The 21,347-nt window shown below is 73.3% G+C and carries 19 protein-coding genes and 1 pseudogene; 6 read left to right on the forward strand and 14 right to left on the reverse strand.

Annotated elements, in window-relative coordinates; all coding sequences use genetic code 11:
* Positions 1-92: 92 nt before the first annotated feature.
* The 3 genes from ORI94_RS28035 to ORI94_RS28045 all read right to left on the reverse strand — a co-directional run bounded on the left by ORI94_RS28035 (position 93) and on the right by ORI94_RS28045 (position 3,669).
* A complete protein-coding gene (locus ORI94_RS28035; RefSeq protein ID WP_266080772.1) occupies positions 93-1,622 on the reverse strand; it encodes a DUF2637 domain-containing protein in 1,530 nt (509 codons plus the stop codon).
* A gap of 128 nt (positions 1,623-1,750) precedes the next feature.
* Positions 1,751-2,611, reverse strand: coding sequence for a DUF3558 family protein (locus ORI94_RS28040; RefSeq protein ID WP_266080774.1), 861 nt, complete (start codon positions 2,609-2,611; stop codon positions 1,751-1,753).
* Positions 2,612-2,730: 119 nt separating this feature from the next.
* Entirely contained in the window at positions 2,731-3,669 is a 939-nt protein-coding gene (locus tag ORI94_RS28045; protein ID WP_266080776.1) for a DUF3558 domain-containing protein, read from the reverse strand.
* 214 nt (positions 3,670-3,883) lie between these two features.
* On the opposite strand from ORI94_RS28045, the gene ORI94_RS28050 reads away from it, so the two are divergent.
* Entirely contained in the window at positions 3,884-5,077 is a 1,194-nt protein-coding gene (locus ORI94_RS28050) for an RtcB family protein (protein ID WP_266080778.1), read from the forward strand.
* A 33-nt stretch (positions 5,078-5,110) separates the two neighbouring features.
* Here the strand turns inward: ORI94_RS28050 and ORI94_RS28055 are convergent, their stop codons facing one another.
* Together ORI94_RS28055 and ORI94_RS28060 are read right to left on the reverse strand one after the other, a co-directional pair.
* Positions 5,111-5,887, reverse strand: coding sequence for an SDR family NAD(P)-dependent oxidoreductase (locus tag ORI94_RS28055; RefSeq protein ID WP_266080780.1), 777 nt, complete (start codon positions 5,885-5,887; stop codon positions 5,111-5,113).
* Between the two features lie 443 nt (positions 5,888-6,330).
* Positions 6,331-6,666 (reverse strand): YnfA family protein, encoded by a 336-nt coding sequence (locus tag ORI94_RS28060; protein WP_266080782.1) that lies wholly within the window; start codon positions 6,664-6,666, stop codon positions 6,331-6,333.
* Between the two features lie 95 nt (positions 6,667-6,761).
* On the opposite strand from ORI94_RS28060, the gene ORI94_RS28065 reads away from it, so the two are divergent.
* From ORI94_RS28065 to ORI94_RS28085, 5 genes are all read left to right on the forward strand, one after another.
* Entirely contained in the window at positions 6,762-7,847 is a 1,086-nt protein-coding gene (locus tag ORI94_RS28065) for an LLM class flavin-dependent oxidoreductase (protein WP_266080784.1), read from the forward strand.
* The gene (locus ORI94_RS28070; RefSeq protein WP_266080786.1) at positions 7,844-8,518 is read left to right on the forward strand and encodes a CE1759 family FMN reductase; all 675 of its coding nucleotides are present in this window, start codon (positions 7,844-7,846) and stop codon (positions 8,516-8,518) included. Before ORI94_RS28065 ends, ORI94_RS28070 begins: the two co-directional genes overlap by 4 nt.
* A 139-nt stretch (positions 8,519-8,657) precedes the next feature.
* Positions 8,658-9,461, forward strand: a complete 804-nt coding sequence (locus tag ORI94_RS28075) for a response regulator transcription factor (protein ID WP_266080789.1) — start codon at positions 8,658-8,660, stop codon at positions 9,459-9,461.
* A 63-nt stretch (positions 9,462-9,524) separates the two neighbouring features.
* The gene (locus ORI94_RS28080; protein WP_266080964.1) at positions 9,525-10,964 is read left to right on the forward strand and encodes a HAMP domain-containing sensor histidine kinase; all 1,440 of its coding nucleotides are present in this window, start codon (positions 9,525-9,527) and stop codon (positions 10,962-10,964) included.
* 294 nt (positions 10,965-11,258) lie between these two features.
* Complete coding sequence (locus tag ORI94_RS28085; protein ID WP_266080966.1) at positions 11,259-12,995, forward strand: sigma-70 family RNA polymerase sigma factor; 1,737 nt, start codon at positions 11,259-11,261, stop codon at positions 12,993-12,995.
* Positions 12,996-13,028: 33 nt separating this feature from the next.
* Here ORI94_RS28085 and ORI94_RS28090 read toward each other — a convergent pair whose 3' ends face one another.
* The 9 genes and pseudogenes from ORI94_RS28090 to ORI94_RS28130 all read right to left on the reverse strand — a co-directional run bounded on the left by ORI94_RS28090 (position 13,029) and on the right by ORI94_RS28130 (position 20,930).
* On the reverse strand, positions 13,029-14,126 hold the full coding sequence (locus ORI94_RS28090) for a carboxylate-amine ligase (RefSeq protein ID WP_266080817.1): 1,098 nt from the start codon (positions 14,124-14,126) through the stop codon (positions 13,029-13,031).
* 511 nt (positions 14,127-14,637) lie between these two features.
* Positions 14,638-15,465: a cytochrome c oxidase assembly protein gene (locus ORI94_RS28095; RefSeq protein ID WP_266080819.1), complete on the reverse strand. Its 828-nt coding sequence runs from the start codon at positions 15,463-15,465 to the stop codon at positions 14,638-14,640.
* On the reverse strand, positions 15,462-15,854 hold the full coding sequence (locus tag ORI94_RS28100; RefSeq protein ID WP_416237915.1) for a DUF2243 domain-containing protein: 393 nt from the start codon (positions 15,852-15,854) through the stop codon (positions 15,462-15,464). The genes ORI94_RS28095 and ORI94_RS28100 overlap by 4 nt, the downstream gene beginning before the upstream one ends.
* 275 nt (positions 15,855-16,129) lie before the next feature.
* Positions 16,130-16,720, reverse strand: a complete 591-nt coding sequence (locus tag ORI94_RS28105; RefSeq protein ID WP_266080823.1) for a hemerythrin domain-containing protein — start codon at positions 16,718-16,720, stop codon at positions 16,130-16,132.
* 12 nt (positions 16,721-16,732) lie between these two features.
* Complete coding sequence (locus ORI94_RS28110) at positions 16,733-17,932, reverse strand: hypothetical protein (protein ID WP_266080825.1); 1,200 nt, start codon at positions 17,930-17,932, stop codon at positions 16,733-16,735.
* 472 nt (positions 17,933-18,404) lie between these two features.
* Complete coding sequence (locus ORI94_RS28115) at positions 18,405-19,073, reverse strand: phosphodiesterase (protein ID WP_266080827.1); 669 nt, start codon at positions 19,071-19,073, stop codon at positions 18,405-18,407.
* Between the two features lie 77 nt (positions 19,074-19,150).
* Positions 19,151-19,411 carry a hypothetical protein gene (locus tag ORI94_RS28120; RefSeq protein WP_266080828.1) on the reverse strand — a complete coding sequence of 87 codons (261 nt, stop codon included), beginning with the start codon at positions 19,409-19,411 and terminating at the stop codon, positions 19,151-19,153.
* Positions 19,412-19,539: 128 nt separating this feature from the next.
* Positions 19,540-19,800 (reverse strand): annotated as a pseudogene (locus tag ORI94_RS28125) (DUF1360 domain-containing protein); the annotation flags it as partial.
* A 146-nt stretch (positions 19,801-19,946) separates the two neighbouring features.
* Positions 19,947-20,930, reverse strand: coding sequence for a Rieske (2Fe-2S) protein (locus tag ORI94_RS28130; RefSeq protein ID WP_266080830.1), 984 nt, complete (start codon positions 20,928-20,930; stop codon positions 19,947-19,949).
* Positions 20,931-21,347: the final 417 nt, after the last annotated feature.

The raw sequence follows: 21,347 nt of genomic DNA on the forward strand, positions 1-21,347 counted from the left end.
GTGGTGGTGGGGGGGGGGGGGGGGGCGGCGGGGGGGGGGGGGCGCCCCCCCCCCCCCCCCCCCCCCCCCCCCCACCGCCGTGTGTGCGTGTCTCAGGCGATGTGGTCCTCGGTCAGTTCCGCGGTGTGGCGGTTCGTGAAGCGGCTGACCATGCGTTTGGTCTCCTCCGGGGGGAGGGTCCGGCTGAACTGGGCCTCGACGTTGTCACCGAACTCCCGGGGCGTCGGGTAACTGCCGTTGATCGACTTCTTGAAGACCTGGTAATACGCTTCCTCGTCCGGTTCGGCATCCGGGGTGCCGCCGCCCTCGCCCAGCTCACGGGTGCGGCCGGGGACGACCGGGATGGGGAAGGCGCCGGTGTCCTCCGGGGACGGCTCCTGCACCGGGGGCGCCTCCTCGAACTGCCCGCGGTACTGGTCGGCCCGCTCCTGCTCCGCCATCCACGCGGCGTACTGCGGGTCCTCGGCGGGGTCGTAGGTGGGGTCGTAGCCGCCGTGGTACTCGACGGACTGCGGGTCCCGGGCGTGCAGCCACAGGCTCTGGTCCGGGTCGGGCGGCTGCTGCTGTTCGTACGGCGCGTTCGGGCCCTGCTGCCCGTACGGGGGCAGGGGCTCCGCGTCCGGGACGTCGCGGAGGCCGCGGCCGTCGCGGGCCCGGTGGGCGTCGCGGAAGGCCTGGAGGTCCCCGGTGTCCCGCGCGTCGCGGTGGTCGCCGTCGCGGTGGTCCTCGTCGTACGCGCCGTCGTGGTCGCCGCCGCCGCCGTCGTCCTCGTCACCGAAGGCGCCGTGGTGGCCGCGGTCGCCGGGGCCGCCCGTCAGCTCGGGGCGCTGCTCGGCGGGCGGGGCCGCCTTCCGCAGGGAGAACGCCGGTGCTCCGGTGGCCGGACCGTCCACACCGGCCTGCTGCTCGGGGGCCGGCGGGATCAGCGCCGGCTCGATGCCGGCGGCCGCCAGACCCGCCGGGGCCGTCTCGGCGAGGGGGACGCCGAACTTGGCCAGGCGCAGCGGCATCAGGGACTCCACCGGGGCCTTGCGGCGCCAGCTCCGGCCGAAGCGGGAGCGCATGCGGGCCTGGTAGACGAGACGTTCCTGCTCCAGCTTGATGACCTGGTCGTAGGAGCGCAGCTCCCACAGCTTCATCCGCCGCCACAGCAGGAACGTGGGGATCGGCGAGAGCAGCCACCGGGTGAGGCGGACGCCCTCCATGTGCTTGTCCGCGGTGATGTCGGCGATCCGGCCGACCGCGTGCCGGGCCGCCTCCACGGACACCACGAACAGGACGGGGATCACACTGTGCATGCCCACGCCGAGCGGATCCGGCCAGGCCGCCGCGCCGTTGAAGGCGATCGTCGCCGCCGTCAGCAGCCACGCCGTCTGACGCAGCAGCGGGAAGGGGATACGGATCCAGGTCAGCAGCAGATCCAGGGCCAGCAGGACGCAGATGCCCGCGTCGATACCGATCGGGAACACGTAGCTGAAGTTGCCGAAGCCCTTCTGCAGGGCCAGTTCACGGACGGCCGCGTACGACCCCGCGAAGCCGATGCCGGCGATGACCACGGCTCCGGCGACGACCACGCCGATGAGAATCCGGTGCGTCCGTGTCAGCTGAATGGGCGCTGCCACCCGTACTCCCCTCCTCAAGCGTGTTGTTGCGCGCAACAGAGTGGCACATGTGTGCGGAGAACGAGTGGCCGGTTCCGTATCGGAGCCTCACCACGCGCCTTCGTGCACGTCGCCGTGGCCGCCCGGCCTCAGTCCTCGGACGGCGCCGAGGAGGACGCCGACTTCGACGGCGAAGCGCTCTCGCCGGACCCGGACCCGCCGTCGTCCTTGCCGCCCTTGGACCCGGTCACGCTCGTCACCGCTTCCTTCGCGGCCTTCTTCGCGTCCTTCATCAGGTCGTCGGCGCTCGGCGTCTTGTCGCCGGCGAGACCCGCCCCGTTGTAGTCGAGGGTGATGACCACGTTCTCGACGCGGGCCACGACCGTCTGCTGCTTGAAGGTGCCTTCCTTCTTCTTCAGGTCGTAGCGCACGGCCGTCGCCTCGTCGCCGGTACCCGTGACCGGCTCCGCCTTCGTGCCCTTGGCGTCCTCGGCGGCCTGGACGTCCTCGACCTGCTTGTCGTAGTGCTCCTTGGCCAGTTCGTCGCCCGCGCCACGCGTGGTGTCCGACTCGAAGCGCAGCAGCGACACGCTCAGCCAGCGGAACTGCGAGCCGTCCACACCGTTGTTGGCGAGGCTGTCCCAGGAGCATCCGGCCCGCGTCGAGATGTCGTCGGACTGGCTCTCCTTGCCCGACTTCGCCTTCGGGACGAGGTCGTCCAGGGTCTTCCCGGACAGGACGTCGCACGCGTCCGGCAGGTCCTTGTACACCGCCGCGCGCACCGTCGGGGACGGGCTCGCGGACGCCGAAGCCGAACTGCCGGCGGCCTTGTCCTCGCCGCCGTCGGAGCCGGAGTCCGAGGAGCAGCCCGCGACGATCAGCATCGCCGGAACGGCCGCCGCGCCCACAAGGACGCGGTGGAGGCGCTTCGTCCTCCCCCACTGCCTGAAGGGCGTGGGAGGTACCCCCACGTCTCGCTGGTCTCGTCGCTGCATGGTTCCTTCACTCATGACGCTTGTGTTCCCTGCGGTCAGAACGGGGGCCGAGGTGTCACGGTACGCGGTGGGTCCTCCGTGCGGTCCTCCTTCGGACGCTTCGCGCGGGGCCGTGAAGGAGGCGTGTACGAGGCTCAGCCGCCCAGCGAATCGGCCAGCAGGGAGGCCAGATTCCGCGCCCTGTCCTGCATTTCCTTGCTGTCCGGGACGGCGCCGACGGTCGCCGGCTGCTCCGCGTACTCGATCGTCACGATCACGTTGGACGTGCGGAACGCCACAGTCACCGTGCGCTGCTTGACGGTCGATCCGGAGCTGCTCAGCTCGTCGTCGATGAAGGCCTCGTCGCCGAATCCGTCCAGGAGGCGGGGCTGGAGGTCGGCGGGCGGGACGGACGGCGACGCGGAGCCGGAGGTCCCGGACGTCCCGGTGGGCGACGGGGAGCCGGAACCGGAGGAACCGGAAGAACCGGAGGAATCAGGGGAGTCGGACGTGACGGAAGCGTCGGAGACGTCGCTCGATGGGGACTCGGACGCGTCCGGAGCGGCGGACGTGCTACCGCCCTCCTCCTCGTCGGCGCCGTCGGCGTCGTCCGTGCCCGCGGACACGGACTCGGTGGCCGTCGGCTCCGGAAGGTCGGCCGCGTCCTGCTTCGTCGCGAAGAGCTCCCCGGCCTGGCTGTCGTCGCTGACGGTGTTGTCGTAGGAGACGACCCGCTCGAAGTCGATCACCAGGCGGTTGGTCGCCTCGACCGACTCCACCTTCCAGCCGCAGCCCACCTTGCGGTCGGTGTCGTACGTGAGCGTCGGCTCGCCCTCGTACGCCTTCGTCCGCCGGGTCTCGTCGGTCATCTCCCCGATGCCGGGCAGGAGTCGGTCGAGCGTCTCGGTGCCGACCGCGCCGCAGGGCTCCGGAAGCGTGGCGTACCTGCCGGGCTGGGCCGCCTGCGTCGCCGTACCGGCGCTGCCCGGGTTGGAGTTGTCCGACTGGCTCCCGTCGCCCGAACTGCCGGTGCATCCGGCCAGCAGGGCCGCGAGGAGCGCGGCGACGCCGGGTACGTAGGCCCTCCGCTGCACGGCCGGGCTCCTCTCGACGGTGGGCGCGGGCCTCGGCCCGCCGGGTCTACCAGTGTCCCCGCTGGTTAATCGTTTGCGGCACGGGGGCACCCCCGGCAGACAATGTGTATCGCACGTACCGCCGTGAACGCCGGTCCGAAGTCCCTTTCGTTGATCCTGGCGCCGGTTTTTGCGCTTTCACACTTCTGTTGCTTTTCGGGGGAATGGGGAAAACATGTCGTACGTGGAAATGCCGGGTGCGAAGGTGCCGATCCGGATGTGGACGGATCCGGCGTCGGTGGAGGAGGTCGCCCTCCAGCAGCTGCGGAACGTGGCGACCCTGCCCTGGATCAAGGGCCTCGCCGTGATGCCGGACGTGCACTACGGCAAGGGGGCGACGGTCGGCTCGGTCATCGCGATGCGGGGCGCGGTGTGCCCGGCGGCGGTGGGGGTCGACATCGGCTGCGGGATGTCGGCGGTGAAGACCTCCCTGACGGCGAACGACCTGCCGGGCGACCTGTCCCGGCTGCGCTCGAAGGTCGAGCAGGTGATCCCGGTCGGGCGCGGGATGCACGACACCCCCGTGGACCCCGGCCGCCTGCACGGTTTCGCGACCGGCGGCTGGGACGACTTCTGGGGGCGCTTCGACGGCGTGGCGGAAGCGGTCAAGTTCCGCCAGGAGAGGGCCGGAAAGCAGATGGGAACGCTCGGTGGAGGTAATCATTTCGTCGAAATCTGCACGGACACGGCCGGTTCGGTCTGGCTGATGCTGCACTCCGGTTCCCGGAACATCGGCAAGGAACTCGCCGAACACCACATCGGCGTGGCCCAGAAGCTCCCGCACAACCAGGGCCTGGTCGACCGCGACCTCGCCGTCTTCGTGGCGGACACCCCGCAGATGGCGGCGTACCGCAACGACCTGTTCTGGGCGCAGGAGTACGCGAAGCGGAACCGTTCGATCATGATGGCGCTGCTGAAGGACGTCGTCCGCAAGGAGTTCAAGAAGGCGAAGCCGGCCTTCGAGACGGAGATCAGCGCGCACCACAACTACGTGGCCGAGGAGCGCTACGACGGCATGGACCTGCTCGTCACCCGCAAGGGGGCGATCCGCGCGGGCTCCGGCGAGTTCGGGATCATCCCGGGCTCCATGGGCACGGGTTCGTACATCGTCAGGGGCCTCGGGAACGCCGCCTCCTTCAACTCGGCGTCCCACGGCGCCGGCCGCCGCATGAGCCGCAACGCGGCGAAGCGGCGCTTCTCGACCAAGGACCTGGAGGAGCAGACGCGGGGCGTGGAGTGCCGCAAGGACTCCGGTGTCGTGGACGAGATCCCGGGCGCGTACAAGCCGATCGAGCAGGTCATCGACCAGCAGCGGGACCTCGTGGAGGTCGTCGCGAAGCTGAAGCAGGTCGTCTGCGTGAAGGGTTGAGCGGGTTCGGGCGGCTCCGGCCGGACCCGCCCGTCAGTGTTCCCGGTGGACCTTGCTGTTCGACGCCTGGGCGCGGGGGCGGACGACCAGCAGGTCGATGTTGACGTGGCTCGGGCGGGTCACCGCCCAGGTGACGGTGTCGGCGACGTCCGCCGCGGTGAGGGGCTCGGCGACGCCCTCGTACACCTTGGCGGCCTTCGCCTCGTCACCGCCGAAGCGGGTGAGGGCGAACTCGTCGGTCCTCACCATGCCGGGTGCGATCTCGACGACGCGGACGGGCCGGCCGACGATCTCGAGGCGCAGGGTCTCGGCGAGGACGTGGGCGCCGTGCTTGGCGGCGGCGTAGCCGGCGCCGCCCTCGTAGGTGGCGTGCCCGGCCGTCGAGGACACGACGACGACCGTGCCGTCGCCGCTCGCCTCCAGCTTGGGCAGCAGGGCCTGGGTGAGGTGCAGGGTGCCGATGACGTTCGTCTCGTACATCCGGCGCCAGTCCTCGGGGTCACCGGTCGCGACCGGGTCGGCGCCCAGCGCGCCGCCGGCGTTGTTGACCAGGACGCCGATGCTCTTGAAGGCGGTGGCGAACTCGTCGACGGCCGCGCGGTCGGTGACGTCGAGCGGGTACGCGGTCGCCGCGTGGCCCGCCGCGTTCAGCTCCTCGGCGAGTGCCTCGATCCGGTCCTTGCGGCGGGCGGTGAGGACGACGCGGTAACCGGCCTCGGCGAGCCCGCGTGCCGTGGCGGCCCCGATCCCGCTGCTCGCGCCGGTGACGACGGCGATGCGCGACGCTGCGGACGGTGGTGCGGCGGCCATGTGGTTCCTCCGTGCGGGCGACTGCGGTACCGGGCCCGGCCAGGATATGCGGGGGCACCCACGCCCTTTCACCCGCCCGGGCCCGCCCGGCCCCGCCCGGCCCCGCCCGGGTCGACTGGCTTCGACCGCCTCGCCCAAGCCGACGGGCCCCGACTGGCCTTGACCGGCCCCGAGCACCCCGGCCGGGTCGACCGGCCCCGAGCGCCCCGGCCGGGTCGACCGGCCCCGACTGGCCTTGACCGGCCCCGAGCGCCTCGACCGGGTCGACCGGCCCCGACTGGCCCCGTCCGGGCCGTCCGGGCCGCCCGGGCCGACTGGCCTCGACCGCCTCGTCCAAGCCGACCGGCCCCGCCCCGCCCCACCCGCCCCACCCGCCCCACCCGCCCCGCCCGGGCCGTCCGGCCCCGGTCGGGGCGGGTCGGGCCTTTCGTCCGTCCGGGCGGTCAGCCGTTGCGCGGGGCCCACATGATCACGGCCATCCCGGCCAGGCAGATCAGCGCGCCCGTGATGTCCCAGCGGTCCGGGCGGTAGCCGTCTGCGACCGCGCCCCACAGGAGCGAACCGGCGACGAAGATCCCCCCGTACGCGGCGAGGACGCGTCCGAAGTGCGCGTCGGGCTGGAAGGTCGCGACGAACCCGTAGGCGCCGAGGGCGAGGACGCCACCGGCCGCCCACATCCAGCCGCGGTTGTCCCGTACGCCCTGCCAGACCAGCCAGGCGCCCCCGATCTCCAGGATCGCGGCGAGGACGAACAGTGCGGCGGAGCGGGCGATCAGCATGCGGGCAGCCTCGCACGCGGGTTTCGGAATAACGGGGGCAGGTGGCCCGTTCACCGGTATGGTTGAAGCGTAAACAACTTGGAGGGTGAGCGGTCATGCAGTTCGGGATCTTCAGCGTCGGCGACGTCACGCCCGACCCCACGACGGGTCGTACCCCCACCGAGCGTGAGCGGATCAAGGCCATGGTCGCCATCGCGCTGAAGGCCGAGGAGGTGGGCCTGGACGTGTTCGCCACCGGCGAGCACCACAACCCGCCGTTCGTGCCGTCCTCACCGACCACGATGCTCGGCTACATCGCGGCCCGCACCGAGCGGCTGATCCTGTCCACCTCGACCACCCTGATCACCACGAACGACCCGGTGAAGATCGCCGAGGACTTCGCCATGCTCCAGCACCTGGCCGACGGCCGGGTGGACGTGATGACGGGGCGCGGCAACACCGGGCCGGTCTACCCCTGGTTCGGCCAGGACATCCGTGAGGGCATCAACCTCGCCATCGAGAACTACGCCCTGCTGCGCCGCCTGTGGCGCGAGGACGTCGTCGACTGGGAGGGCAAGTTCCGCACCCCGCTGCAGGGCTTCACCTCCACGCCCCGCCCGCTGGACGACGTACCGCCGTTCGTCTGGCACGGGTCGATCCGCTCGCCCGAGATCGCCGAGCAGGCGGCCTACTACGGCGACGGCTTCTTCCACAACAACATCTTCTGGCCCGCCGACCACACCCGGCGGATGATCGAGCTGTACCGCGCCCGGTACGCGCACTACGGGCACGGCACGCCCGAGCAGGCCGTCGTCGGCCTCGGCGGCCAGGTGTTCATGCGGAAGAACAGCCAGGACGCGGTGCGCGAGTTCCGGCCGTACTTCGACGTCGCGCCGGTGTACGGGCACGGGCCCTCCCTGGAGGAGTTCACCGAGCAGACGCCGCTGACCGTGGGCTCCCCGCAGCAGGTCATCGAGAAGACGCTGTCCTTCCGTGACTACGCGGGCGACTACCAGCGCCAGCTGTTCCTGATGGACCACGCGGGGCTGCCGCTGAAGACCGTCCTCGAGCAGCTCGACCTGCTCGGCGAGGAAGTGGTGCCGGTGCTGCGCGAGGAGTTCGCGAAGGACCGTCCGGCCGACGTGCCCGACGCGCCGACCCACTCCACGCTGCTGGCCGGCCGGAAGGTGAGCAGGGCATGAGCGTCGTCGTCGTGTCGGCAGGGCTGAGCGTGCCGTCGTCCACCCGGCTGCTCGGGGAGCGGCTGGCCGCCGCGGCCACCGGGCAGGCCCCGAAGGACGCGCGGGTGATTGAGCTGCGGGACCTCGCGGTCGACATCGCCCACAACTTCACCAGTGGCTTCCCGGCGCCGGCGCTCGCCGACGCGATGGACGCGGTGACCGGGGCGGACGGGCTGATCGTGGTCACGCCGGTGTTCTCGGCGTCGTACAGCGGACTGTTCAAGTCGTTCTTCGACGTGCTCGGCGTACGGGACCGCCGGGCGCTGGCCGGGAAGCCGGTGCTGATCGCCGCGACCGGGGGCACGCCCCGGCACTCGCTGGTGCTGGAGCACGCCCTGCGGCCCCTCTTCGCCCACCTGCGCGCGGTTGTCGTCCCCACCGGGGTGTACGCCGCAGCCCAGGACTGGGGCGACAGGGGCCTGGACGCCCGGATCGAGCGGGCGGGAGGTGAGCTGGCCGCACTGATGGGCGCGCTGCCGGCCGCCTCCGGCGGTACGGACGGTGGCGTGGACAGCGGTACGGACAGCGGTACGGGCGGCGTCACGCGCGGCGGCGTGGCCGACGACCGGTTCGACGCGCGCAACGTGGTGCCGTTCGAGGAGCAGCTGGCCGCGCTGCGGTCGGCGGGCTGAGCGCGGCGCGCCGGGCACGGAACTCCCGGCGGTCTTCCGCGGACCGCGGCGGGAAGCCGGGCCGCGACACGAAGCGGGAGGCGGCCTGCGGGCCACCGGTCGTTCGCCGGGGCGCGGCGGCGCTTGGCAGACTGGCCCCGTGCCCCCTACCGCGCCCCACACCCCCAGCGTGCTGCTCGCCGAGGACGACCGTGCCATCCGCAACGCCCTCGAACGCGCCCTGACCCTGGAGGGTTACCGGGTCACCGCGGTCGCCGACGGAGTCGAGGCGCTGGCGCAGGTCCACCGCAGCCGGCCCGACGTCCTCGTGCTCGACGTGATGATGCCCGGCATCGACGGACTCCAGGTGTGCCGGGTGCTGCGCGCCGAGGGCGACCGCACCCCCGTACTGATACTGACGGCGCTGGTGGAGACCGCCGACCGGATCGAAGGGCTGGACGCGGGCGCCGACGACTACGTCGTCAAGCCGTTCGACGTCGAGGAGGTATTCGCCCGGCTGCGCGCCCTGCTGCGCAGGGTGCCGCCCGTACCGCCCGTACCGTCCGTTCCCGCCGGGCCGTCGGCCGAGGAGGCGCGGCCCTCCGGGACGCCGCCGGGGGCACCCGAGGTCCCGGCCAGGCCGCCGGGCGCCCCCGCGGCGGGGCGCTTCGTCGAGGCGGCGGGGCTGCGCATGGACCCGCGGGCGCGCCGGGCCTGGCGGGGCCGGCGGGAGCTGGAGCTGACCCGCACCGAGTTCGAGCTGCTGGAGCTGCTGCTGCGCAACGCGGGCGTCGTCCTCGACCACTCCACCCTCTACGACCGCATCTGGGGTTACGACTTCGGCCCCGGTTCCAAGAACCTCGCCGTCTACGTGGGCTACCTGCGCCGCAAACTCGACGAGCCCGGCGCGCCGCAGCTGATCCACACGGTGCGCGGGGTGGGTTACGTGCTGCGGGAGGACTGAGTGGCCCGCGGCACCTTCGACGCCCCGGGTACCTCGCGCACTTCGGGTACCTCGCGCACCGCGGTGGCTGCCCCGGCCGGGCGGCGCCGGCTGCGGCTGCTGTCACTGGGCACCAAGTTCGCGGTGGCGTTCGCCGCGGTGACGGCCACGATCACCGTCCTGGTCGGCCTCCTGTCGTACAACGCCGCCGCCCGGCTGCTGCGGGTGGACCAGCAGGTGGTGTTCGACGAGGTCGTGGAGGACCTGCGGGGCGCGGTCCGGGCGAACCGGATGGCGCCGGTCGACTTCTCCTCCGCCGCCCCCGGCCACGACCTGGTGCGGCCCGCCCGGACGGACGTCCAGGTCCTCGGGCCGGACGGCCGGATCGTCGACCCGGGTGACCCGGGGCTGCCGGTGGTCGCCGCGGACCGCGCGGTCGCGGGCGCCGCCGTCGCCGGGCGGGTGGCCGTGCACGCGGACGTCGACGTCGGCGACGACGTCTACCGCGTCGCGACCGTCGCGCTGGGCGACGGCCGGGGCGCGGTGCAGGTCGCACAGGAGTTCAGCGACATCGAGGACCTGCTGCGGGCCCTCCAGCAGCGCACGCTCGTCCTGATGATGGCGGTGGTGGTCGCGGCCGGTCTGTCCGGCTGGTGGCTGGCCCGGCGGATCACCCGCCGCCTGGTCGTCCTCACCGCCGCCGCCGAGGATGTCGCCCGCACCCGCAGGCTAGGCATCCAGGTGCCCGTCGCCGGTCACGACGAGGTGGGGCGGCTCGGCCGCGCCTTCGACCGGATGCTCGGCCGGCTCGCCCAGTCCGAGGACGACCAGCGCCGGCTCGTCCAGGACGCGGGCCACGAACTGCGCACGCCGCTCACCTCGCTGCGGACCAACATCTCCCTGCTGCGCCGTATCGACGAGCTTGCGCCCGCCGCCCGTGAGGAACTCGTCGCGGACCTCGCCCAGGAGGCCCGTGAGCTGACCGACCTGGTCAACGAACTCGTCGAGCTGGCCGCCGGCCAGTCCGACACCGAGCCGCCGTGCCGGGTCGACCTCGCCGTCATCGCCCAGGGCGTGGCCGAACTGGCCCGGCGCCGGGGCGGACGCGAGATCACCGTCCACGCGAGCGGCGACACCACGACCGACGGACGGCCCGGGATGCTGACGCGGGCAGTGTCCAACCTGGTCGAGAACGCCGTCAAGTTCGACCGGGACGGTACGGCGCCCATCGACATCACGGTCGCGGGTCCCGCGCGGCCGGGCACGGTACGGGTGGAGGTCCGCGACCGGGGGCCCGGCATCGCCGCGGACGACCTGATCCGCGTCTTCGACCGCTTCTTCCGCGCCGCCGACGCCCGCTCCCTCCCCGGTTCGGGTCTCGGCCTGTCCATCGTCCGCGAGGTGGCCCTGGCCCACGGGGGCGCCCCGTACGCCGTCCGCCGGCCCGGCGGCGGCACGGTGATCGGCTTCACCGTGGGCGGCGGCCCGCTGCCGCGCCCCGACGCCGGCGGACCCGGCCGGTGACCGTGCCCGCGCCGGTGCCCGTGCCCGTGTGCCCGCGCCGCGGACGGTGACGGCGCTCATCGTCACGCGCGGGGTCCTGTGCCACACTCGCCCCGCGGCGACCGAACGCGCGTCCGCACGTGAGGGCTCGCGCGGACGGGAACGACTCCCGCGCTTTGTGTTATCCGGCCCCCGGCGAGGGCTCTCCTCCTGTGACAGGGCAGTACGGGCCAGGACCGAGAAGGAGCGTGGACGAGCGTGTCATCGAGCAGCGAACCCGGCGGGGAGACGGTCGAGGCGGCACGGCGCGGCGACATGCGGGCCCAGGACGAACTCGTCTCCGCCTACCTCCCGTTGGTCTACAACATCGTGGGCCGGGCCCTGAACGGGCACCCCGACGTCGAGGACGTGGTGCAGGAGACCATGCTCCGCGCCCTCGGCTCCCTCGGCTCGCTGAAGGACCCCGGGCGCTTCCGGTCCTGGCTGGTCGCCATCACCATGAACCAGATACGCCACCACTGGCGCAGCGAGAACGACAGCCGGTCGGGGCCGGTCCGGTCGGGCCTGCACGACGCGCACGACGTCGCCGACCCCGGTGCCGACTTCGTGGACCTGACGATCCTGCGGCTCGGCCTGGAGGGCCAGCGGCGCGAGGCCGCCGAGGCCACCCGCTGGCTGGACCCCGACGACCAGGCGCTGCTGTCGCTGTGGTGGCTGGAGGCGGCGGGCGAGCTGTCCCGGGCGGAGGTCGCCGCCGCGCTGGAGCTGCCGCCGCAGCACACCGCGGTACGCGTGCAGCGGATGAAGGCGCAGCTGGAGACGGCCCGGCTGGTGGTACGGGCACTGTCCGCGCGGCCGCGCTGCGTCCTGCTGGACGACATCACCGCGGCCTGGGACGGCGTCCCCTCGGCCCTGTGGCGCAAGCGCATCGCACGGCACGCCCGGGACTGCACGGTCTGCGCGGGCTTCCAGTCGGGGCTGGTCCCGGCGGAGGGCCTGCTGGTCGGGCTGGGGCTGGTGCCGGTTGCGGCGGGCCTGGTCGCCGCTCTCGGCGCCGGGACGGCGGAGGCGGCGCCGATGTCCTTCGCGGGCCACGCGGCGGCGGGGCCGGGGGAGACACCGGGGACGTACGGGGACGCGGCGGCGGAGTCGTACGGGGACACGGGCGGCCCGGCGTCCGCCGGCTCCCCGGCCGAGCCCTTCGGGACGGTGGAGGCGGGCCGACGCCGTGCGGGACGCGGCGCGGACCGCCGGACCGGCGGCCCCGCGGGCAGCCGCGCGCAGAGCCGCGCACGCAGGCGGCGGAGCCGGAACATCACGGCTGCGGTCGCGGCGCTGCTGGTCACCGGCGGTGCGATATCCGGGTGGGCCCTCCTGACGCCGGACGGTGGGGCGGACAAGGTGCAGTCGGCCTCGGAGGGAGCCCCGAAAGCCACGGCACCGGATCCCTCGTCGCCGACACCCTCCACCTCCACCTCGGCCTCGGCCTCGCCCTCCGCTTCCGCCCCGTCCTCGGCCTCCGCCTCACCGGACGCGTCGCGGGAGCCGAAGTCCTCACCCACGCCGAGCGCCGACACGTCCCGTACGAAGTCCGCCGCCCCGGCCCCCGCACAGCCCGAGAAGACGACGACGCGCCCCCAGGCGGCACCGACCACCGGGTCCGCGCCCGCGGCCGCTCCGGGAGGCGGCAACGCCGCCGAGGTCCTGTCCCTCACCAACGCCGAGCGGTCCCAAGCAGGGTGCTCACCGGTGACGCTCGACGACCGCCTGAACAAGGCGGCCCAGCTGCACAGCGAGGACATGTCCGCCAACGGCTACTTCTCCCACACCGGGCAGAACGGCAGCAGTTTCGCCGACCGGGTCACCGCGCAGGGCCACCCGAGCCCGGGCGCCGAGAACATCGCCCGCGGTCAGAGCTCCGCCGAGAGCGTCATGGAGTCGTGGATGAACTCCGAGGGCCACCGCGCGAACATCCTCAACTGCTCGCTGAAGACGATGGGCGTGGGCGTGGTCACGAGCGACTGGACGTGGACCCAGGTCTTCGGCCGCTGACCGGCTCCCCGGCCGCCCCGGCGCGGCCGGCGGTCAGGGCATGCCGCTGGCCTCGATGATCATGGCCGTGAGGGCCTCGGGGCCGCTCTCGGCCAGCGTCTGGCGCTGGCGGTCCGCTCCCGTGCCCTGCTGCAGCAGCCGGTGGACCAGTGAGGTCACCTCACGGCTGTCGCCGGTCTCCTCCAGGGCGGGGCCGACATGCTCCAGAAGTCCGTACACGGCGTCCCCCGCCCGCCGGCGCCGGCCGCGCGGATCGACCAGCTCACCGCTCAGCCCGTGGCGTGCGGCCTGCCACATCGCCGCGTCCACCAGTTCCGGAGCGAGATCCGGCTCCTCGACGCCGTCGGCCGTCTCGCGCAGGGCGGTGTCGACCAGGGCACGCAGCAGCCCGGCGAACATCACCGCCTCGTCCGTGCGCAGCTGGACGTCGAGGCAGCGGATCTCGACGGTGGGGTAGTCCTCGGACAGACGTGCCTGCCAGTACAGCTGACCGGTGTCGCCGATCACTCCCGCCGCCAGCAGACGGCGTATCCGCGTGTCGTAATCCGTGTCGTCGGCGAAGCGCGGCGGGATGCCACTGACCGGCCAGCGGCCGAAGACCACGGTGCGCCAGCTGGCGAAGCCGGTGTCGTCGCCCTCCCACAGGGGGGAGTTCGCCGACATGGCGGTCAGGAGCGGCAGCCAGACGCGGATCCGGTTCAGTACCTGGACGCCGACGTGCCGGTCGGGAACGCCGACGTGGACGTGCATGCCGTTGACCAGTTGCTCGGCCACCAGCTGCGGGGCCTGCTGCTGGAGGGCCCGGTAGCGGGCCTGGTCGGTGACAGGGACCGACAGCGCCTCGCGCAGCGGTGGCGTGCCGCTCGCCACGATCCGGCAGCCGTGCGCCTCCGCGGCCCCGGCCACGGCGTGCCGCAGACGCAGCAGATGCCCGCCGACCTCCTCCAGCGTGCTGCACACCGGGGTGGCCACTTCGATCTGCGCCTGCAGCAGCTCCGACTGGATCTCCCGAGCGGTGACGAACGGCTTCACGCCGGCCGCGGCCCGCACCTTCTCCGCGCGTGGCGCCGGCCGGCCGGTGACCGGCTCCACCAGCATGTACTCCTCTTCCACACCGATGGTTGTGGTCATGACCGGCCTTTCGTCACTGCCGCGCGGCGCCTCCACGGTCGTGGACGCGTTCCGGACCGAACGTCACCGCTCGCACCCGGACCTATCGCCGTCTGCCCAGCGATGCTCGTGAAATGCCACTGGCGGGCCTGTTCAAACCTGGTGCGACCGGACCGCGCCCGCCACCGGCGCCCCGGGCTCGGCCCCGGGCTCGGGCTCGGGTTCGGCCCCGGCCTCGGCCCCCGGGCTTGGCCTCGGGCTCGGGCTCGGGCTCGGGTTCGGGTTCGGCCTCGGCCTCGGGTTCGGCCCCGGTCTCGGGTTTGGCCTCGGACTTGGCCTCGGCCCCTGGGTTCGGCCTCGGGCTCGGGCTCGGGTTCGGGTTCGGGTTCGGCCTCGGCCTCGGGTTCGGCCCCGGTCTCGGGTTCGGCCCCGGTCTCGGGTTTGGCCCCGGACTTGGCCTCGGCCTCGGGTTCGGCCCCGGCCCCGGCCCCGGTCCCGGGTGCGGTGAACACCGTGTGCGGGCGCCGGCGGGTCAGGAAGCCGGCCCCGCCCGCCCGGCGCTTCCGGTCGGCACACGGCCGAGCCCGGACCGGGCCGCACGCCGGGCCCGGCGGCGGCCGGTGGCCGCGTACCACTCGGTGGCGAGGGCCAGCGCGAGGACGACTTCGACCGCGTCCCCGCCGTAGTACATGACCTGTGCGCCGAGGCGCAGGTCGTGCGTCTCGAAGGAGGTGCCCGGCGGTCCGGTGGCATGGAGACTCTTGGCGAGGACGGCGTGGGCCGTCCCCGCCAAGAGCAGCGTCGTCGCCCGCAGCGACAGGCTCCACCGACGGCGGACGGGGTCGCGCTGGCAGACGGCGAAGGAGAAGAGCAGGCCCGCGACCAGCGTGTGCAGATCGAGGACGCCGCTCAGGTCGGGGCGGTGGTGCGCGGCGGACAGCAGATCGGTGCGGTGGAGCACCCACAGCCCGCCGATGTCGACGGCCGCGGCCACCGGAGGAAACAGCAACCACGTGGCGAAGGCCGAGTGCGCCGCGCGCACCAGCCCTCGGCGGAGGCCGCCCGGCGGCAGCACGCGCAGGGCGAGGGTGAGGGGGCGTGCGACCACGAACAGGACGGGGCCCGCCATGGCCACCAGCAGGTGACGGGCCGCGTGGGCGGTGAACGGCCCGCCCGGGAGCCACCCGCACAGCCCCCAGACCAGCGCCACGCCCCCGGCGACGAAGGCGCAGTCCCGTCGCCACGGCCAGGCGTCGCCACGACGCCTCAGCGCGACGGCGGCCAGGACGTACCCCGCGCAGACCGGGCCGCACACGAGGACGGCCACCGTCACGACGGCCGGAAGCGGACCGGCCGTCACGACGACCGGCGTCCCCGCCGCCCGGCACGGACGACGACACCCAGGCCGACCAGGAGCAGGGCGAGGCCCGCCAGGTTCCACGCCCAGTCGTACGGGGTGAGGTCGACGCCGTAACGGATCTGGTGCAGGCGCAGCAGTTTGTGGTCGACGACGCCGTCGAAGACCTGGAAGGCACCGAGTCCCAGGAAGAACCCGCCCCGGGCGTGTGCGGGCGACAGGGCCCGGCGGCGCCGCAGGTCCGCGAAGAGGAAGAAGCCGGCGACCAGCGCCAGCAACTCCGCGGTGTGCAGCAGACCGTCGGAGACCAGCCCCACGCCGGAGGTGGAGCGGTCGTAGAAGTGATGCCAGTGCAGGATCTGATGGAAGACGATCTCGTCCACGGCCGCCATGACGGCCGCGCCGATCAGCGCGCACACGAGCAGCGATCGCCGGGGCTCGGGCCGTCCCGTGCTTCCTGCGTCCGCCCGGTGGTCACGGGTCCTCACGGTGTGCGTCCGCCTTTCCGAACGGGGCGGCCGCCGCTCGCCGTCCACCCCCGCGGAGTGCCGGGCGCCGGCCCGCACGAGGGCCGGCGGCCTGACTCCGGGAACGGGACGTCGTCGCCCGGTGCCCTCGCCCCGTGCCGGCGACGGCCGGCCCGCACACGGGACGGGGTCCCGTGGGTTCAGTCCTTGTCCATGGCTTTGCGCACGGCGTCCTTGGTGCGGTCCATGAGGGCGGCGACGGGCCCGAGGGCCAGGTTGGCAGCGCCTGATTCGACGCCCGGGTGGGGCCGGGTGGGTGCCATGGCCTCGGCGGCCTTGATGGCCTTGGCCATCGAGGCGAGGCCGGCGGTGTCGGTGCTGCGGCGGATGTGGGTGAACTCGTAACGTTCCTCGGCCCGCGCGTGTTCCTGGACGTCCTGGCGCAGCGACAGGAGCCGGGGCATGAACGTGGGGTCGTCGGTGTCCATCCCGTCGAGCGTCGCGAGGGTCTCCTTGGCCGCCTGTTCCTCGGCGAGGCGGTCCTCGACGACCTGCTCGCCGCCGGGGAAGCCGCGCCGGGCGAAGGGGTGGACGACCTCCTCCTCGGCGGTCTCGTGCACGGCCAGCAGGCGCACCAGGCGGCGGAAGGCGTCGCGGCGTTCCTCACCGGTGGTGGCCTCGACCTCGTCGAAGAGGTTGCGGATGTCGCCGTGCTGACGCATCAGCAACGCGACCACGTCGTCGTCCTCGGCCCTGTCGTCCCCCGCGTGCGGGGTGTGCAGCTCGGGCATCTCGGCTCCCCCCTACTTCTCGCGCTGCGCGGGGTCGGGGTGCTCGCCCTCGGACTGGACCCGGTACTCGCGGCCGAACATCTCACCGTGCTCCGTGACGACCCGGTCGCTCGGCGGCGCCTCCCCGCCGTGGATCTGCTCCTGCATCCGCTCGAACCGCTCGTGCGCCTCGCGCACGTAGCCGGCCCCGAGCGTGGTCAGGTCGATCTGGGTGGCCAGCAGCTCCCGCACGTAGTCCTTGTTCGGCTCGAAGGTCAGCACGTTGGGCAGCTCCGGGGCCAGCACCGAGGCGGGGTCACGGCCGTCGTGCCGGCGCATCAGGTCACAGGCGGCGTGCAGGTGCTCCAGCTCCATGTTCAGATGCAGCTCCCAGATGGCCTTCACCTTCGGGTCGCTCTCCTGCTCCATGAAGGAGTAGTACAGGTAGCACTCGTTGTACTCGTGGTTGACGAGCTGCTCCCACCACGTCTCACCGGGGTCCACGAGAGACTCGTAGTGGGTGACGTGCTCCTCCTCGATCAGCCCGATCTCCTGGTACAGCTGGCGGGCGATCGGCTCCATGTAGGTGGGGCCGGTGTTCATGTAGAAGTTCATGGTCTGCTGCTCCGTCGACATGATCGTCAGCGCGTGCAGCTTCGACAGCGGGTCCGTCCGGTCCTTGGCGTACGGGTCGCGGACGTTGTCGACCGGGTCGCGGTGCTGGAACCTGGTGGGCCGGCCGGGCATGACCTCGGTCAGGCCGTCGACGATCGACTCCGCCTTGCGGTGCTCGATCATCTCGTACAGGTTCGCGTACCGGTACAGGTGGTCGAAGTCCTCCAGCACACCGAACTGGTACGCCTGCTTCAGATACGGATCCGGCTCCATCCGCGCCACCCACGCCGTCAGGTCCACCGCGACCTGCTCGTAGGCGATCGTCGTCTCCAGCACCGACGAGACGCCCGGAAGGAGCCAGTTCACCACCCGCTGCTGCTGCGCCTCGACGTAGCGCACCCGCGCCAGCTGCCGCTTGATCTCCGGGTCGACCGTGTGGCGGGCGAGGTGGTGGCTGAACATGATCGCCTCCACCTCGATGCCGTTCATCGTGATGATCCGGCAGCGGGTGTACGGGTCGCAGTGGTCCGGATCGATCGGCTCCACGTCCAACTCACGCCAACTGCGCAGTTGGCGGTCGAGCGGGATACCCCGCTGCTCCAGCGGATTGAACGTCATGGGGGTGCCTCCTGGGGGCGAGGGGGGAGTCGCGCGTCGTCGGGGTACCCCGCTTCGGGCGACCGGCGCGGACCTGCTCCCCAGTCTGTTCACCACGGGCGCTTTCGGGCCACCGCTCACACCCGCAGGCCGGGTGGTTCCTCCTGACGGGTCAACCAAGCAGGCGGATGCCGTACTCGTCGGCGTAGCGTGTCCCCGCCCCGCACGGACGGTGACCGAAGTCCCGCCACTCGTGTCGTGGAGCGGCTGGCGGCGGCATCTCGCTGACCTTGGGTTTCTCGGCGGACCTGTGCTGACCGGGGAGAGCTTTCCTCCGTGACGCTCACTGGTCTACACCGTTCTCCGGGCTCATGTTGTCCTGAACGCGCCCTCGGGACAGGTGTCCGCCGCGGGCTCCCGAGCCCAGGGCGCCCTGACGGCGGCCAGTGGTGCAGCCGGGGGCGAACCCCGGGCGTGGCCCCCCCGAGCACACCTACGTCGAGCTGGGACGGGACCGGCCCGCGTCCGCCGCCGGGGGACCCGCCGGCCGCCCGTCGCGCTCACCGGCGGTTCGTCCGTGGCGGGAGCCGGCGTACGCGGCGTCGCGGAGCCGGCGCAGTCGTCCGGTGGGACGCAGTCCGGGCAGGCTGTGGGCGTAGGGGTCGTAGGACACGGTGCTGGTGGCCGGAGCGGTGCGCACCGCTTCCAGGGACAGTGAGGCGAACGTGCGCCAGGGTTCGTCGGGGGCGGCCGCGCGCAGGTCGAAGCGGACGGGCCGGCGGGCGACCTCCTGCCACAGTGCCGGCATGGTGCCGCCCGGGCCGGGGACGGGGAAGGCCGCCAGTACCCGTTCGCGACCACCCACCCGGTAGGACAGCAGGGTGGAGTACGGCCCGGCCAGGGCGTCAGGGCGCAGAAGGGGCAGATGGCGGCCGAGCCGGCCGGAACGGCTGGACGTGAACAGCATGTCGAGGACGTTGCCCGGGCCGTCGGCATCCTCGACCCGGACGGCCAGGCCCAGGCCGTCCGGCAGCCGTCGGGGCAGGCCGAGCGCACGGGACCAGCGCACCGTCACCCGGTAGGAGCCGGGCCGGTCCAGCCACGGCACACCCCATCCGGCGTCCGCGCGGCCGGGCACGGCCAGCGTTCCCGAGCACAGCACCCCGTGAGGGTGGAGGGCCGGTGCCGAGCGCCACCGGGCCAGACGGGCGGCCACTCGGTGAGCGGCCCGGCTGACGGTCATGCGGCGCCTCGGGACTCCGGGCGGATGACGGCACGGACGCAGCGGCCGGCCCTGTGCCTGCACAGGTCGTACGCCGTGGGCGCCCGGTCGGGCGGGAGCGAGGGGGGCGCGAGGTGGGCCGCCTCGATCTCGCCTGCGGCCATCCGCTCCGGGAGCATCGGGATGGAGCGCTGCCCGTGCGTCTGGGCGCCGCGCACGGTGAGCCAGCGATCACCCGCCCGGTCGTCGGCCCGGTTCCCCGGCCGGGACCGTCGCACGGCCACTGCCCCGGCCGCGACGACCGGGACCGTCCACCACAGCTTCTTCGTAAAACGCCCTCCGCTCCGGCCGGAGCGGAGGGCGCCCCCGTGGTGGTGCGGGTGGCGCGCGGCCGGAGCAGCTGCCCGGCGGCGGGGGCCGAGGCCACCCAGACGCTCATGCGGTACGGGCAGGTCCCCAGCTCGCCGACCGTGGCCCTGCCACCCTCGGACCGCGCTTCCTCGTGCAGTGCGGCCGGCCCTTGTGGGCCGTGGAACGCAGTGAAGGGAACTCCCAGCGGACTGGCCACCGACGCCTTGCTCAGCCGCCTGCTCAGCCGGGACGCCGCCACCGCGGTCAGAGCCACGTCCCAGGGCACGGGCCGGTCCTGCAGCGGACGCCCGCGCATCCTCACCACCGTCCCCCAGGCTGCCGTGCACGCGCCGAAAGCCGCCCTGGCCGCCGGACAGCCGCGCAGCGGACGCTCTTCCCCTCGCGGCGTGGACGCGTTCGGTACGTCGCAGCCGCCGCCCCGGACGGGCTGCGAAGCGACCGTCAGCTGCTGTGCCCATGGCCCCTGTCCTCTCCTGCCCCCGCCCCCGTCCCCGTCGACGTCCCGTCCGCTCCGCGGCCGGCCGGCCTCTCCGTCCCGGCCTCCCGGCGCAGGCCGACCTCCACGTGCCCGTCGACGACCCGGGTGTCGAAGGCGGGCTGGGGCGCGGTCGCGGGGCCGCGGACGTTCCAGCCGTCCGAGAGCCGGAAGACGCTGCCGTGCCAGGGACACCGGACGCACCCGTCGGCGACCGTGCCCTCGGACAGCGGCCCCGCCAGATGACTGCACCGCTCGGCCAGCGCGTGGAGGGTTCCGCCGGGTTCGCGCACCACCAGGATCGGCACGTCGTCCACGGTGCGCCGCACGGGCCGGCCGGCGGGGAACTCGTCCACGGTACCGATCCGGTGCCAGCCCTCCCTGACGACGTGCGGGACCTCCTCGGCGTGGTTGGCACCGGAAGCCTGCCGGTAGGCCATGTGGCCGCCCAGCATGCCTCCCACCCCGACCGCGGTCAGCCCGAGGAAGCCGTACGCCCGGCCCGCTTTGGCATGCCCGGTGAGGCGGCAGAGGAGGGAGGCGCCGTACAGACCCACGGCCGCCGCGTTGGCCACGGCGTGCACCAGCCCCACCCGCCTCTGCTGACGATGCAGCTCGGACCAGTCGACCGCGCCCGTCAACAAGGCGGGACCGGCCGCCGCCAGTCCGACGCCTACCAGGAGGCCGGCCTCCCGGGAACGGCCGGGCCGCAGGTCGAGTACCGCGGCGGACGTCCAGGTGCCGACCGGCACCTGGACCATCAAGGGATGCACGGGATGGCCGAGCCACCTGCCGTGCAGCCCGTCCCGGGCGCGGCCGAGCGGCAGGGCCCGCACTCTCCTGGTCAGCACGTCGATCACCGCATCCGCCCTGGGATCACGCTCCAGGGCGTCCAGCAGCCACAGCATCCGGTTCTGCCCCGTACGGCGGCGACCTGGCTTTTTGTCCATAGGCGCAGGGTCCCCCCACGGACGAGGGACAAACAGCCGCTCCCGTTCCCCTGCCCGGTCGCGGAGCCAGTCCCCGCCCATGGTCTCGGCGGTCGCGGGCACGGCCGGCAGGCGCACCAGGCGACGGAAGGCGTCGCGGCCTTCTCCGCCGGCGACATCGGCAACGCGACGGCATCGGCGTCCTTGCGCCCCGGCCGCCCGACGGCCCCTCTCCGACACCGAGAAGGGCGAGGCCCGAAGACCCCGCCCGCTCCCGGTGAAACCCCGGGTCAGGAGCACACCAGGCAGTACGCCTGACGCCCCGCCTCGTGCAGCCGGTGGCTGAGGTCCGGCCCCTCGTGGAGCGAGGGGAGGAGGCGGGGCGCTGACCCGGGGAACGTCAACGAAGAACGAAACGACCTGCGGAAACATGTCTCC

The organism is Streptomyces sp. NEAU-W12, assembly GCF_026242095.1.
In the GTDB taxonomy this organism is placed as follows: Bacteria; Actinomycetota; Actinomycetes; order Streptomycetales; family Streptomycetaceae; genus Streptomyces.